At 66.0% G+C, this 14,073-nt stretch carries 13 protein-coding genes and 1 tRNA gene; 11 read left to right on the top strand and 3 right to left on the bottom strand.

Translation table 11 applies throughout. The features are described 5' to 3' along the window. The first annotated feature begins 94 nt into the window (after nt 1-94). The 6 genes from E8A12_RS19860 (at nt 95) to E8A12_RS19835 (ending at nt 3,521) form a co-directional block, all read left to right on the top strand. Entirely contained in the window at nt 95-376 is a 282-nt protein-coding gene (locus tag E8A12_RS19860; RefSeq protein ID WP_293372057.1) for an RNA-binding S4 domain-containing protein, read from the top strand. 40 nt (nt 377-416) lie between these two features. After that, nucleotides 417-839: a DUF805 domain-containing protein gene (locus E8A12_RS19855; protein WP_293372055.1), complete on the top strand. Its 423-nt coding sequence runs from the start codon at nt 417-419 to the stop codon at nt 837-839. A gap of 123 nt (nt 840-962) precedes the next feature. Next, nucleotides 963-1,304 (top strand): ferredoxin FdxA, encoded by a 342-nt coding sequence (gene fdxA / locus E8A12_RS19850; RefSeq protein WP_293372053.1) that lies wholly within the window; start codon nt 963-965, stop codon nt 1,302-1,304. Between the two features lie 325 nt (nt 1,305-1,629). Further along, nucleotides 1,630-2,139, top strand: coding sequence for a CarD family transcriptional regulator (locus E8A12_RS19845; protein ID WP_293372051.1), 510 nt, complete (start codon nt 1,630-1,632; stop codon nt 2,137-2,139). Nucleotides 2,140-2,256: 117 nt separating this feature from the next. Continuing rightward, the gene (locus E8A12_RS19840) at nt 2,257-2,949 is read left to right on the top strand and encodes a hypothetical protein (RefSeq protein ID WP_293372049.1); all 693 of its coding nucleotides are present in this window, start codon (nt 2,257-2,259) and stop codon (nt 2,947-2,949) included. After that, nucleotides 2,880-3,521: a cytochrome P450 gene (locus tag E8A12_RS19835; protein WP_293372047.1), complete on the top strand. Its 642-nt coding sequence runs from the start codon at nt 2,880-2,882 to the stop codon at nt 3,519-3,521. Before E8A12_RS19840 ends, E8A12_RS19835 begins: the two co-directional genes overlap by 70 nt. Nucleotides 3,522-3,536: 15 nt before the next feature. Here E8A12_RS19835 and dctA read toward each other — a convergent pair whose 3' ends face one another. Beyond that, nucleotides 3,537-4,832 (bottom strand): C4-dicarboxylate transporter DctA, encoded by a 1,296-nt coding sequence (gene dctA / locus E8A12_RS19830; protein ID WP_293372045.1) that lies wholly within the window; start codon nt 4,830-4,832, stop codon nt 3,537-3,539. 147 nt (nt 4,833-4,979) lie between these two features. Here dctA and E8A12_RS19825 point away from each other — a divergent pair. Further along, a tRNA-Arg gene (locus tag E8A12_RS19825) sits at nt 4,980-5,056 on the top strand. Nucleotides 5,057-5,099: 43 nt separating this feature from the next. Here the strand turns inward: E8A12_RS19825 and E8A12_RS19820 are convergent. Further along, nucleotides 5,100-5,255 carry a hypothetical protein gene (locus E8A12_RS19820; protein ID WP_293372043.1) on the bottom strand — a complete coding sequence of 52 codons (156 nt, stop codon included), beginning with the start codon at nt 5,253-5,255 and terminating at the stop codon, nt 5,100-5,102. A 251-nt stretch (nt 5,256-5,506) separates the two neighbouring features. Here E8A12_RS19820 and E8A12_RS19815 point away from each other — a divergent pair, with 251 nt between their 5' ends. The 3 genes from E8A12_RS19815 (at nt 5,507) to E8A12_RS19805 (ending at nt 10,610) form a co-directional block, all read left to right on the top strand. Further along, nucleotides 5,507-6,385 (top strand): hypothetical protein, encoded by an 879-nt coding sequence (locus E8A12_RS19815; protein WP_293372041.1) that lies wholly within the window; start codon nt 5,507-5,509, stop codon nt 6,383-6,385. 484 nt (nt 6,386-6,869) lie between these two features. After that, on the top strand, nt 6,870-8,612 hold the full coding sequence (locus E8A12_RS19810; RefSeq protein ID WP_293372039.1) for a hypothetical protein: 1,743 nt from the start codon (nt 6,870-6,872) through the stop codon (nt 8,610-8,612). Nucleotides 8,613-8,930: 318 nt separating this feature from the next. After that, entirely contained in the window at nt 8,931-10,610 is a 1,680-nt protein-coding gene (locus tag E8A12_RS19805) for a hypothetical protein (protein WP_293372037.1), read from the top strand. 19 nt (nt 10,611-10,629) lie between these two features. Here E8A12_RS19805 and E8A12_RS19800 read toward each other — a convergent pair whose 3' ends face one another. Further along, complete coding sequence (locus E8A12_RS19800; protein ID WP_293372036.1) at nt 10,630-12,939, bottom strand: TonB-dependent receptor; 2,310 nt, start codon at nt 12,937-12,939, stop codon at nt 10,630-10,632. Between the two features lie 323 nt (nt 12,940-13,262). Between E8A12_RS19800 and E8A12_RS19795 the strand changes: the two genes are divergently transcribed. Beyond that, on the top strand, nt 13,263-14,073 hold an 811-nt coding region (locus tag E8A12_RS19795; protein WP_293372035.1), incomplete at its 3' end, for a DUF3604 domain-containing protein.

The raw sequence follows: 14,073 nt of genomic DNA, 5'->3' as shown, positions 1-14,073 counted from the left end.
CCCCCAATTCGCCCTTCGCCGCCCTGGCCGCGCTGAAGGGCGAGCCGCCGCCCGTCCGCCGGCCGCGCCGCCGTCGGACCGGGACCGCGCGCCCGTGACGCAGGACGCCGCCCGCGCCGACGTCTGGCTCTGGCGCGCGCGCTTTTTCAAGACCCGCACCCTGGCCGCGACCTTCATCGACGAGGGCCGGATTCGCCTGACCCGCGCCGGCCACGAAAGCCGGATCGACAAGCCTGCCCGCCCGGTCAAGGTGGGCGACGCCCTGGTGTTCGCCTTGGGCGGACGGCTCATCGCGGTCACCGTGCTGGCGCTAGGCGAGCGGCGAGGACCCCCAGCCGAGGCGCGGACTCTCTATTCCTCGCTGGATGAGCCCTGATGTACGCCCTAGGCTCCTCAGGGTCTGGAGAGCCTTCGACGTGACCGATCCGCACGACACCGTCGGCGCAGCCAAACCGCGCGGCGTCTTCTGGTGGCTCGGGCGGCGCGCCGGCCGGGGCGAGTACTGGGTCTGGGTGGCGATCATCTTCGTGCTTTCGATCGGGCTCAGCTATATCGACCCCGACGTCGGCGTGGCGATGACCGCGCCCCTGACCTTCGCCCAGATCCGGCGGGCGCACGATTTCGGCCGCAGCGGCTGGTGGGCCGCCGCCGCCACCGTCGCCCCCGTCGTCGCCACCTTGCCGGTCCTTTCGATGGGCCTCGTCACCGCGACCCTGGTCGGGGTCGCCGCGGAACTGGCTCTGATCGTGCTGTTTGGCGCCCTGCCCGGCGACGCCGGCGACAATCGTTTCGGGCCGCCGCGGCCCTTCACATGGCCAGTCGCGCTGACCGGCCGGTGAGGCCTCTGGGGCCGCCTGGAGAATTCCTCGAAGCGCCACGTGCTGCGACAGCATTGACAATAGGGGGCGCCACCGCGAAAAACCCGCGCCCGCTCGTAAACTCTGGGAGGCCCCTCGCCCGCCATGACCTACATCGTGATGGATCCCTGCATCAAATGTAAGTTCATGGACTGCGTGGAGGTGTGTCCTGTCGACTGCTTCTATGAGGGCGAGAACTTCCTGGCGATCAATCCGGACGAATGCATCGACTGCGGCGTCTGCGAGCCGGAATGCCCGGTCGACGCCATCAAGCCGGACACCGAGGACGATCCCGACGGCAAGTGGCTTCGGATCAACTCCGACTATTCGAAGGTCTGGCCGAACATCACGGTCAAGGGCGAAGCCCCCGCCGACGCAGAAGCCTTCGAGCGCGAGACCGGCAAGCTCGAGAAATACTTCTCCGAGAAGCCCGGCCGCGGCTCTTAAAGCCGTCCCGCCGACCGCCAGCTTGGCGGTAAGGCCGCCGGGGCAACCCTTTCATTCCGCTTCATTTTATGTTATCGTTACGGACGACGTGGCGCTCAGGGTCTCTTCCCTTGCCCGTCGGCCGAGAAGAAACGCCGATCCGGCGCAGTCCAATGAGGGATAGCTCCGGGGCCAGGCGAAGGGTGTCTTAAGAGGTCTACTTCCGCTCCCAACCGATGACGCCGCCGCGATCTGCTTTCGCGGACAGGGTGGCTTATTCGCTGGGCGCATCTGCGTCAAAGGTCCGCGCAGTCCGGACCCAGGGAATTTTGAGAGGACTATCTCGATGAGCAAGAACGGTATGGATTTCTCGGTCGGCGATCACGTCGTCTATCCGGCCCACGGCGTGGGCCAGGTGCAGGGGATCGAAGTCCAGGAAGTCGCCGGTCTGAAGCTCGAAGTCTATGTGATCACCTTCGACCACGAAAAGATGACGCTTCGCGTGCCGACCGCCAAGGCCCGCACCGCCGGGCTGCGGGCTCTGGCCGAGACCAATGTGGTGACCCAGGCGCTGACCACCCTGAAGGGCCGCGCCCGCGTGAAGCGCACCATGTGGAGCCGCCGCGCCCAGGAGTACGAAGCCAAGATCAACTCCGGCGACCTGATCTCCATCGCCGAAGTGGTCCGCGACCTGCACCGCGCCGAGAACCAGCCGGAACAGTCCTATTCGGAACGCCAGCTCTATGAGAGCGCGCTCGACCGCATGGCCCGCGAAGTCGCCGCCATCGAGCGGATCGACCGCGACGCGGCCATCGGCATCCTCAACAAGTCCCTGATCAAGGCGGTCGCGGCCTAAGTCAAACCGACAACCCGATTTGCGAGAGCGCCCGGCCTCACCGCCGGGCGTTTTCGTTTGCGCCCCGGCCGATCGCGGCCCAGCCTCCAACCAACATAGAAGGGTGGAGGCAAGCTCATGGCCGACGACGCCGGCGCAATCGCCAAGGACGCCCGCGAGCGGGCCTATTCCACGCCTCTGAAGGACTTCCAAGTCGCCGAGGTGAGCCACTTCACCAGCGACACCCACTGGCCCTGGTTCGAGCGATTGAGGCGCGAGGATCCGGTTCACTACTGCGCTGAGAGCGAGTACGGCGCATATTGGTCGGTGACCAAGTTCCAGGACATCGTGGCGGTCGACTCCAACCACGAGGTCTTCTCGTCGGACTCCAGCCGCGGCGGCATCATGATCGCCGACGCCTTCGAGCCCAGCGAAGACTCCAGCTTCATCGCGCTGGACCCGCCCGATCACGACGCCCAGCGCCGGGTGGTCACGCCCACCTTCTCCACGGCCGGCATGGCCGCCATGGAGCCGCTAATCCGCGATCGGGCCGCAGCGATCCTCGACGAGCTGCCGGTGGGCGAGACCTTCGACTTCGTGGACAAAGTCTCCATCGAACTCACCAGCCAGATGCTGGCCACGCTGTTCGACTATCCCTTCGACCAGCGCCGCAACCTGCCGAAGCTCTCCGACATGGCGCTCTCAGGTCCGCCGCCGGCCGACATGACCCCGGAACAGATGATGGAACGGCACGCGGGTTCATGCCGCTGGTCATGCCGTTCATGGGCCTCTGGGACGCTCGCAAGGACGGGCCGCCGGCCAACGACCTGATCTCGCTCTTGAGCCACGATCCCGTCACCCGCAAGGGCGACAACCCCGAGCGCTATCTGGGAAACGTCATGCTGCTGACCGTGGCCGGCAGCGACACCACGCGCCACTCGATCACCGGCGCCCTGATGGCTTTCCAGGACTATCCCGACGCCTATGACCGCTTGCGGGGCGACCCGACGCTGCTCGAATCCGCCGTGCCTGAGATCGTCCGCTGGCAGAGCCCGGTTGCCCACATGCGCCGCACCGCGACCCAGGATTTCGAACTTGGCGGCAAGACCATCAAGAAGGGCGACCGGGTGGTCATGTGGTACGTCTCGGGGAACCGCGACGAGGACGTCATCGCCGACGCCGAGCGCTTCATCATCGACCGCGAACGCCCCCGCCAGCACGTAGCCTTCGGCTTCGGGATCCACCGCTGCGTGGGCAACCGGCTGGCCGAAATGCAGCTGAGGGTCGTCTGGGAAGAGATCCTCAAGCGCTTCGAACGCATCGAGGTGGTGGGCGAGCCCCGGCGCCTGAAGTCGAACTTCGTGAAGGGCTACGAAGCCCTGCCCGTCCGGATCGTCGCCTGAGGCCAGGGTTTCCGCCTACCCGGGCAGCGCCGTTTCCAGCAACCCCTCCGGATCGCCGCCCGGGCCGCGGTCGAGTTCGGCCCTCAGCTTGTCGCGGTCGAGGTCGCCTTCCCAACGGGCGATGACCAGGGTCCCGATGCCATTGCCGATGAAATTGGTGAGCGCGCGGCACTGGCTCATGAAGCGGTCGACGCCGAGCAGCAGGCCCAGCGCGGCGATCGGGAGGTCGGGGATCACCGCCAGGGTGGCGGCGAGCGTGATGAAGCCCGCGCCGGAGACGCCACTGGCGCCCTTCGACGTCAGCATGGCCACGCCCAGCAGGGTCAGCTCCTGCTGCCAGCTCAGATGGATGTTGGTCGCCTGGGCCAGGAACAGGGTGGCCAGCGTCATGTAGATGTTGGTGCCGTCGAGGTTGAAGCTGTAGCCGGTGGGCACCACCAGGCCGACCGTGGTCTTGCCGGCCCCCAGCCGCTGCAGCTTGGCGATGATCAGCGGCAGGGCTGCCTCCGACGAGGAGGCCCCCAGCACGATCAACAGCTCCTCGCGGATGTAGCGCAGGAACTTCAGCACCGAGAAGCCGCTGAGCGCGGCGACGGCCCCCAGCACGATGAGCACGAAGAGCGCGCTGGTCAGGTAGAAGGTCCCCACCAGGGCGCCCAGGTTCCGCAGCGACGCCACCCCGAACTTGCCGATGGTGTAGGCCATGGCCCCGAAGGCGCCGATGGGCGCCAGACGCACGATCACCCCGATGATGCCGAAGAACACCTGGGCGATCCCGTCCAGCACGCCGGCTGTCTTGATCCCGAACGCGCCCATCTTGGTGCAGGCGAACCCGGTCAGCACCGCGATCACCAGAACCTGCAAGAGGTCGCCGTCGGCGAAGGCGCCGAGGAAGGTGTCCGGGATCAGGTGCAGCAGGTAGTCGACCACGCTCTGGCCATGGGCCGCCTTGGCCGCATAGTCGGCGACCGCCTTCGGGTCGAGGGTCGCCGGGTTGATGTTGAACCCCCGGCCCGGGTGCAGGAGTTCGCCGACGCCCAGGCCGACTGCGAGGGCGAAGGTGGACATCACCTCGAAATAGACAAGCGTGCGCACGCCGAGGCGTCCCACCGCCTTGAGGTCTCCCATGTGGGCGATGCCGGCGGCCACGGTGCAGAAGATCACCGGCGCCACGGCCATCTTCACCAGCTTGACGAAGGCGTCGCCCAGCGGCTTCAGCGAGGCCCCGAACACCGGCCAGATCGCGCCGACGATGAGCCCGAGCGCCACGGCGACCAGCACCTGCACCCAGAGCTCGCGGAAAATCTTCATCGGTACGCGACTCCCCCGAGCGATATCGCCCACGGGGCAAGGCTAGGGTGCGCGGCCCGGGCGGGCAATCGCGCTCAGGCCATACGGACCGCGCCGCCGCGAAAAGCTTGGCGCCTGCCCCGGCCCGTGGCATCGGTCGCGCCGCGTGGCCCGGTAGCTCAGCCGGATAGAGCAGAGCTTTCCTAAAGCTAAGGTCGGGGGTTCGAGTCCCTCCCGGGCCGCCACTCCGACGGTGTCCATACTGGACACATAGGTGACAGGTCGTACCTAAGACATAGGTGACAACCTCGGGCCGAACGGGTTGTCGAGGGGTTGCAGGGTTCTCTGCTCCAGATCGATGAAGCCCAGATCATAGTGCATGAAGCGGACGAGCCCTATTTCCTCGTCGACTTCCTTGATGCCGAGGCGCTGACCGGCCAGCACGATTGAGACGTTGATCTTCTTGCGGTGCAGGCAGATGCGGCCGCAGTTGGTGACGATGGGGTGTCGCGCCTGCTTCCGCTAGTCGAGGCGACTCGTCTCTCGATCTCGATCTCGATCTTCCGCAACATCAACGCTGAGGCTGCATGGCCCGACCCGCAGAACGACGCGTGACCAAGGGTTTGTGCGGCTGGCCAACGAATTGGTTAGCAGTCGCGGCCTTGACCGTCTTATCGGGCTGCCAGTCGCCAGTCGTGCAGACCCGTGACTATAACTTTGCGGCCAAGTACTCGGAGGCCGGGCGTGAGGTAAGCGTCGCTCAACGATACCGCTGCTTCCTTGAGAACCAGACTTGGCTGTCTGAGGCCGGGCCGACCTGGCATACACGTTCGCCAGCTGAGCAAGCCATCCGGCTGAAGCTGGCGTCCGGCCAGCCGGCCGTCATCCAGCCGCTACCAAGGACCGCGAGCACCACTCCGGAATGTCCCGAAAAGGACGGTGCTCTTCCCTCCGCGCTCTTCGTGGCGTTGCCCGACGCCCGGGGCCTAGCGGGCTTCGACAGCCAGAACACCGATCGCGACGGAGCTACCATCCGCCTGCTGTCCATCGAGGTGAAGCGCCTCGGCAGTGGCGAAGCCGCGTTCAAGGAAACCCCAACGACGCCGGATCCGCGTCAGTTCTTCTACACCGTGTCCGGAGCCTTCTTTCAGGGGCATGACATCGACCGGATGGGCCTGCGCGACTACGTCAAAGCGCGGCATTCGATCTGGGTGACGCCGGGAAGCAAATGGCGCTTTGCAGGATGGACGCCGGAAGACGTGCAGGCCGCGCGCACTCTGGGCAAACCGCAGCTCTACAACCCTCAGGATGGCCTCGGGATACCAGGCGCATGGTCAGACGGGCATTGGACCCTGTCCGACACGCCGTCGCATGAGGCGATGACCTGGTTTCGCCTGGCTAAGTCGGTTGCCCTGCCTGAGCCGGATGCCAGCCTTCCCAGAACACAGGTCCGCTACAGGGATTTCGAGTTCGAACTGCCGACGGGCAAATACAGCGGCTTCCATTTTTATGATCCGGCCTCGGACGAATTGATCGTCCTCTACCTCGTGAGACTTCAGGCTGTTTCTCCCTGAACGCTTGCCGTTGAGGCGTTCCGACGAGGCCGTACTGGAGTGCTGTTCAAGCTCCTGGTCGGCGTGATTGGTTTGACAACACCAATCCAAGCTAGCGAAATTGAACGGGCTCGGGCTATGCGGTTCGACAATTGATCCGATTGGAATTGCTGACCTCTGCCATTCCCTCCCGGGCCGCCACTCCGACGGCCTATGGTCCGTCGGCGCCGTTTTCGGCCGCCGCGCTGAGGGCGGCCGCCCCGGACACCATGGCCGCGTTCTATTTAAGCGTCGGTGCAGTAAAGCTCGGCCAATCCAGGCATTCCACAGTCAACCGCCGCGATGTCGCAACGTCATGAAACGTTCACATAAAGCGACGTTATTTTGGTGGACGGTCATGTTCGCAAAAACGTCATGGACCTGTAGTTTTTACTTCATAAGCCACGAATAGCGAAGCCCACGGACCGGCCGCAGCCAAGCGACGCCGGCTAAGGGGTTTATGGCTATGACATCGAAAACGTCGCTTCTGACGAGTGCTGGGATTTGCATCCTCTTCGCGCTCTCGGTCGCCGGTGGGGCGCAAGCTGCGCCCAAGCACAAGCATCCGGCCGCGGCGGCCGACACGGCCCTCGCTGACGAAGTGAAGGCGTTGAAGGTTCAGGTCGAAGCGCTGCAGGCCACTGTCCAGGCGCAGGCCCAGCAGCAGAGCCAAGCGCAGGCCACCGCCAGCCAGGCTCAGGCGCAGGCCCAGGAAGCCACCGCGGCGGCCCACGCCGCCCAGGCCAAGCTGGACATGCAGATCGAGCAGATCCCCGGCGCCGTGCAGACCGCCGTCGCCGCCCAGCCGGCGCCGACCCTCGACAAGCTGAAGTACAAGGGCATCAGCCTGACCCTGGGCGGTTTCGCCGAAGCGGCCGGCATCTATCGGTCCAAGACGCTCGAATCCGACATCGCCTCCAGCTTCGCGAAGGTCCCCTTCGAAAACTCGGGGCTCTCGCAGATCCACGAACTGCGCGGCACCGCGCATCAGAGCCGGGTTTCGTTCCTCGCACAGGGCGACATCAACCAGGCGACGCACGCCGCCTTCTACGGCGAGTTCGACTTCAACGCGGCGGCCCAGACCGCCAACTCCAACGAGAGCAACTCCTACAACCCGCGGATCCGCAACCTCTACGCCACCATGGACTGGGACTACTGGGGCCTGCACATGCTGGCCGGCCAGAACTGGTCGCTGCTGACGCTGAACAGCAAGGGCATCACCCCGCGCAACGAGGTCCCGCCGCCGGTCATCGACGCGCAGTACGTGCCGGGCTTCTCCTGGACCCGCCAGCCGCAGATCCGGCTCACCAAGGACTTCGACGACAAGCAGTTCTGGCTCGCCGCCTCGCTCGAAAACCCGCAGACGACCTTCACCGGCACCGCCGGCAACGCCTTGCCCACGGGCGTGAGCGTCGCCGACCTTGCGACCGGCAACGCCACCATCAACGGGGCGCCGGCCGTCGCGGCCGCCTTCAGCGGCTTCAACTCGGTCAACACCACCTCCTTCAACCGCACGCCCGACGTGATCCTGAAGGCGGCCTGGGAGCCCTACATCGGCGTCGCGCGGCCGCTTCACGTTGAAGCGTTTGGCATCTACCGCGACTTCTACGACCAGATCACCGTGACGGCGGCCAACACCCAGGGCCTGACCCCCGGCGTGCATGAAGCCGACGTCGAGGGCGGCGGCTGGGGTGCGGCCATCACCTACACCGCGATCCCCAAGATCCTCGACCTGCAGGCCTCGGTGATGAGCGGCAAGGGCATCGGCCGCTACGGCGCCGGCCAGTTGTCCGACGCCACCCTGCGCATCGACGGCAAGGTCGCCCCGATCGACGAGACCATGTACCTGATCGGCGGCACCCTGCACGCAACGCCGGAAGTCGACCTCTATGTGTTCGCCGGAGACGAGCGGGAAAACTCCAAGATCAGCACGCTCGGCACGACGAACTACGGCTTCGGCAACCTGGCCAACACGGTGTTCACCTCGGCGGGTTGCACCACCGTCGGCGGAACCTGCTCGGCCACGGTCCGCGACGTCGGTCAGATCACCGCCGGCCTCTGGGACAAGGCCTTCACCGGCTCGTTTGGCCAGATCCGGATCGGCCTGCAGTACTCGCACACCAAGCTGGAGGCCTTCTCCGGCGGCGGCTACACGCCGAAGACCACCGACGACATGATCTTCACCAGCTTCCGCTACTATCCGTTCTAAGCGAAACCGCGGGGGCGCCGGCGGCGCTCCCGCGACCTTCGCCTGGTCCCAATTCGCCATGCAAAACACCGCCCAGCTCCCGCTGCGGCGGTGAATTTTTATTGCTGGCCGCCGCACGCCTGAGCGCCCTCGGCGGCCGGCCCCCTTGAGCCCGCGCCGCGCTCGAAGCCCCCGACCTTCCAATGTGGCGCCGCGGCCATAGCGGCCATGAATCGACGCGCGTTCAGGTTGCCGTACGGCAGATACAGTGCATAACGGTTTTGGGGCCTGCGACGGGAACAACGGCGCGCGGCCGGGGACGCGCCCGGGAGGAAAACCATGAAGCTTCGGACCTTGCTGCTAGGCGGCGGCGTGATCGGCGCGACCCTTGCCTTCGGGTCAGCCGCCCTGGCCGAGACGGCCACACCCCACAAGAAACCGGCGCACAAGGCGGCAGAAAAGGCGGCGGCCAAGCCCGCCGACGACCAGATGGCGACGCTGACCAGCGAAGTGCAGGCGTTGAAGGACAATCTCGCAGCCGAAACCGCCGCCCGCCTGGCCCTGCAGTCCCAGGTTCAGGCGGCGTCCGCCCGCGCCGACGCGGCCGAGGCCGCCGCGAGATCGGCCCACACCGAGCTCGCCGCCGCCCAGGACGCGGAGATCAAGACCATCCCCGCGCAGGTCGCCGCCGAAGTGAAGAAGGACCGGCCGACCGACGGCATCTATGTGGGCGGGGTGAAGATCACGCCCGGGGGCTTCCTGGAAGCCGCCGAGGTCTGGCGCCAACACGACACCGCCAACGACGTTTCGACGGCGCTCAACACCATCCCCTTTCCGCAGACACGGCAGGGCCATCTGGATGAGCTGCGGTTCACGCCGCGCCAGAGCAGGGTCTCGGCGCTGGTCGAAGGCAAGCCCAACTCCGACGTCACCCTCAGCATGTATGGCGAATTCGACTTCCAGGGCGCGGCGCAGAGTTCGAACTCCAACGAGACCAACAGCTTCGTGCCCCGGATCCGCCACTTCTATGGGGCGATCGACTGGGCCGACTCCGGCTGGCACCTGCTGACGGGCCAGACCTTCTCGCTGGTGACCCTGGACTCCAAGGGCATCACGCCACGCAACGAGGTCACGCCGCTGACGGTCGACGGCCAGTACCATGTCGGCTTCACCTGGACCCGCCAGCCGGTCGTGCGGCTGACCAAGGACCTGATGGACAAGCACCTGTGGATCTCGGTCTCTGCGGAGAACCCGCAGACCACTTTCACCGGGACGGTTCCCGCCGGCGTGATCAACACCATCAACAACGGCCAGGGCTTCTACGCCGGCGCCACCAACACCGGCGCCGCAGCGACGTCGTCCCTCAATCATCTGCCCGACCTGGTGGCCAAGGTCGCAATCGAGGAGGACCTGGGCGGGCATCATCTGCACGCCGAAGTGCTGGGCCTCAGCCGCGACTTCTACGAACAGCTGGCGAGCTTCGATAACAAGGACGTCTGGGGCGGCGGCGTGGGCGCGGGCCTGACCCTGCAGGTCCTCCCCGGCCTGTTTGACATTCAGGCCTCCGGCCTATCGGGCCGCGGCATCGGCCGCTACGCCTCGGGACAGCTTCCGGACGTGACCTTCAACCCCGACGGCCGCATTGAGCCGATCCGCGAGAGCATCATCCTGGTCGGCGGGGTCATACACGCCACCAAGGCGCTGGACCTGTGGGCCTACGCCGGCGAGGAGCGCGACAACCGCGCGGCCTTCGGCGCCATCGGCTATGGCAACCCGCTGTTCGTGAACACCGGCTGCGACATCGAGGGCTCGGCGCTACCCTGCACCGGCAACACCCAGGCGCTCAAGCAGATCAGCGCCGGCTTCTGGGACAAATTCTACTCCGGCGCCTGGGGCCAGGCCCGCTTCGGTGTGCAGTACTCGTACATCGAGCGCGACGCCTTCACCGGCGTCGGCGGGGCGCCGCAGGCCAACGAGAACATGGTCTACACCAGCTTCCGCTACTACCCCTTCCAGTGAGCGGCTTGGCGCCGCTCTGCTACCACGTGTAGCGCAGCGAGACGCCGTAGGTGCGCGGGAAATTGTAGCGCACGACGTTGTTGGTCGCGGTCGGCGCGCCGAACACGACATAGGTCGTGTTGAAGATATTTTCGGAGTGCAGCGCCAGCTCGTAGCGGCCCCAGTCGATCCCGGCGCGGGCGTCGAAGTCGGTGTAGTCGTCCAGCAGCGGGACCTGCGCCACCTCCTGCACGCCGCCCCAGCGGCCGTTGCCCTTGAAGTTCAGGAAGCCGGTGACCGCGTCGGTGATCGGATGGGTGTAGTAGGCGTCCAGCGTCGCGGTCCAGTCGGGCTGCTGCGGCTGGCGAAGGCCATTGTAGGTCGTGCCGCCAAGCTTGCCGCCCTCCCGCGCGCCCGTGAGCGTGAACCGCAGCGGGCCGCCGAAAATGTTCACATGCGTGGTGGCTTCGAACTCTACGCCCCATAGATTGGCCGGTCCGGAGTTGAACGCGAAGACGGTCTGCTGCACCGGGCAAACAGGGCTGGCGATGAAGCAGCCGTTGTTGCCCTGGATGATCAGGTTCTTGAAATCGTTGTCGTAGACGTCGGCGGTCAAATAGAGGTTGCTGAGGATGTTGCCCTTGTAGCCGATCTCGTAGGCCGTCAGCGTTTCGGACTGATAGGATGTCGGCACCGGGATTGGCTGGCGTGGATCGCCGAGCGAGGTGTTGAAACCGCCCGGCCGGTAGGCCGTGCCGACCTTCGCATAGACCAGATTGTCGGGCGTCAGCTTGTAGCCCGCGGTCACGTCGTAGGAGACGTTGGTGTCGCGGATCGCGCCGGTGACATCGAATGCCAACCCGTTGCTGGCCGGCAGGCCGGTGCCGAAATCGACCCGCTGGGTGCTGAAGCTTTCGTCGTCATGGGTGACCCGCAGATCGCCCGAGATGTTGAACTTCGAGGTGAAATCGTATCCGACGGAGCCGTAGGCCGCGTAGGACTCGAAACGTTCGTGGCCCACGTCGTTGGTGCCGACGCTGGGGCTCGCAGCGGTCGGGGTCTTGGACAGAATGCTCTGCGGCAGGTCGCGCAGCAGGTAGTATTCGGCGCCCACCAGCCAGGTGAAATTGTCGACCTTTTGGCCGGCGAAATGGACGTCCTGATAGAAGATCCTGGCGCGGTCGAGCTGGTTGCCGCCCAGGAAGTTGTCCGCAGCCAGCACTGCGGGAATGGCCGCCGTGGCCACCTTGCCAGCGGCGACGAGCGACTGGGCATACTGCAGGGATGAGGCGTCGCGGTCATAGGCGTTCTCGCCGCTGCGGTCGCGATACATGGTGGTGGTGGCGAAGCTGCCGAGACTGAAGTCCGTATTGGTGGCGAACTCGTAGTTGTCCATCCGCATCTTGGCTTCGGACGTCGAGTTCCACGGCAGGTTGAAGCGGTCCTGATGGAAGCCGGTGGGATAGGTCGCGCTGGGGAAGGTGTTGACCTGGTAGGTGAGGCCCGGGAGCTCCTCGTTGCCGTGCTCGATCAACAGGTTGGCAGTGAACGGTCCCTGGTTGAAATTGACCTGTCCGCGCAGGAACTGCTTGTACTGCTGGTCGGCGTACCGATCGAGCAGCGGCAGATGATAGAAGCCCTTCGACTGGTCCATCATGTCCGCGCCGAAGCGCATCGCCCAATGGTCGTCGATCGGCAGGTTCACAACCAGCTGGCCTTCGGCGTGGTCGTTGTTGGCGATGTCCCCGAAGGCGTAACCCTCGTAATTGTGCGTCGGCCGAGCGGAAATGACGTCGACCGAGCCGCCCTCGGCGTTGCGGCCGTCCAGGCCGCCCTGCACGCCGCGCAGCACCTCGATGCGCTCGGCGTCGAATAGGTCCAGATCAGTGAAGGTGCGGCCCAGCACCGTGCCGCCGCCGATGAAGGCGCCGTCACGGAACAGGCCGACGCCGGACTCCGCCGTCGTCGCACGCGAGGTGCCCGAGCCGCGGATGGACACCTCCGAGGTCACCGGGTTAGAGGTGTTGGCGAAATTCACGCCGGGCACGTTGGTGAGCAGGCTCTGCGCTGTTGCCACTCCGCCGAGCTCGCGCATCTGATCGGCGCCCAGGGCCGTGGCCGCCGTCGGAATGTCACGCAGGCGCTCCTCGCGCTTGCGGGCGGTGACGACGATCTCCTCGATGCTCGCCGCGCTCGGCGGACTGGCCGACGAGCTTTGCGTTGGCCCGGTGTTCTGCGCCTGGGCGCCGGCGGGAGAGGCGGCGGCGAGCAGCGCCGCCGCCAGCAGCGCGCCAGGCGCCACACCCGCGGCCAGCAGGGGCAACCGTCGATTGGAGCCGGCGAACGTCATGTCTCCCCCTTGTTCCAGGCGCTCTCTGTCGCCTCTTGCCGGGAACCTGGGACTCGTCGGCCTGCGGATCAATGGAATTGCCCATAGCCTCCCGTTATGAACCCTGTCGGAATTGTCATCGCCTCGCCTTAGTCGCCTTCGAGCACCCGATTCACATCTTCCCTCGACGCCAGGCAGCCGCCACTCGATCGGATGGCGCGCCGCCACGCCATTCCCATCGGATATGGGACCATTCCTCCACCCCAGCTCTCAGGCGTCGAGCGCGACTGGACACGCCTTCACCGTCGCCGAATAAACTGCGACCAAAATCAGGGAGCGCAGCGATGACTTGGAAGGGCCTGTGGCTGGCGTCGGCGCTGGCGGTTCCGGCGCTGGGGCTGGGACTTCTAGCCGTTTCGGCGGCGTCCAAATCCGGTGGCCACGCGCTCGCCGCGACCACCGCGCCCGCCGCCTCCGAGAAGCCAACGCCGCCGGACGCAACCTACGTCAGCCGCAAGGCCCCGGAGACGCGGCGCGCCTTCTTCGGCGACCTGCACCTACACACCGCCATGTCCTTCGACGCCTGGAGCTTTGGCACCAAGGTGACACCCGACCAGGCCTACAAGTTCGCCCGCGGCGAGGCGGTCATGGTCCCGGCCTCACAGGTCGCCCGCGAGGAAGGCTTCACCCCCAACGGAATGGTCGCCGCCAAGCGCCGCTGGCCGCTCGACTTCATGGCCGTCACCGACCACTCCGAATTCATGGGGGTGATGAACCAGCTCGACGATCCGGCAAACCCGCTTTCGAAGTCGCCGCTGGGCCAGAAGATCCTGGCCGATCCGCACCAAGCCTTCGTGGCGGTCGCGCAGTCGCTCGGCGATAGGTCAGGGGCGGGCTCGGCCTCCGACGACTTCCATGGCGATCAGGCCATGTTGAACACCTGGGGCCTGCAGATAAAGGCCGCCAACGACAACTACCAGCCGGGCAGGTTCACCACCTTCGTCGCCTATGAATGGACCTCAGCACCGGACGGCAAGAACCTGCATCGCAACGTCATATTCAACGCCGATCACGCGCCCCCGCCTTTCACCGCAACCCAATCGAAACGACCAGAGGACCTGTGGACGTTCCTGGAGAAAGTCCGGGCCAACGGCA

The sequence above is a fragment of the Phenylobacterium sp. genome (genome assembly GCF_004799395.1).
Classification (GTDB): Bacteria; Pseudomonadota; Alphaproteobacteria; order Caulobacterales; family Caulobacteraceae; genus Phenylobacterium.
Note: the sequence above shows the minus strand (reverse complement) of the source record. Positions and strands in the feature narration are given on the sequence as shown.

Excerpts from the sequence above, each read along its gene's own strand:
- fdxA (WP_293372053.1), top strand. The coding sequence starts at position 963 with ATGACCTACATCGTGATGGATCCCTGCATCAAATGTAAGTTCATGGAC.
- E8A12_RS19845 (WP_293372051.1), top strand. The coding sequence starts at position 1,630 with ATGAGCAAGAACGGTATGGATTTCTCGGTCGGCGATCACGTCGTCTAT.
- E8A12_RS19840 (WP_293372049.1), top strand. The coding sequence starts at position 2,257 with ATGGCCGACGACGCCGGCGCAATCGCCAAGGACGCCCGCGAGCGGGCC.
- E8A12_RS19835 (WP_293372047.1), top strand. The coding sequence starts at position 2,880 with ATGCCGCTGGTCATGCCGTTCATGGGCCTCTGGGACGCTCGCAAGGAC.
- dctA (WP_293372045.1), bottom strand. The coding sequence starts at position 4,832 with ATGAAGATTTTCCGCGAGCTCTGGGTGCAGGTGCTGGTCGCCGTGGCG.
- E8A12_RS19810 (WP_293372039.1), top strand. The coding sequence starts at position 6,870 with ATGACATCGAAAACGTCGCTTCTGACGAGTGCTGGGATTTGCATCCTC.
- E8A12_RS19805 (WP_293372037.1), top strand. The coding sequence starts at position 8,931 with ATGAAGCTTCGGACCTTGCTGCTAGGCGGCGGCGTGATCGGCGCGACC.
- E8A12_RS19800 (WP_293372036.1), bottom strand. The coding sequence starts at position 12,939 with ATGACGTTCGCCGGCTCCAATCGACGGTTGCCCCTGCTGGCCGCGGGT.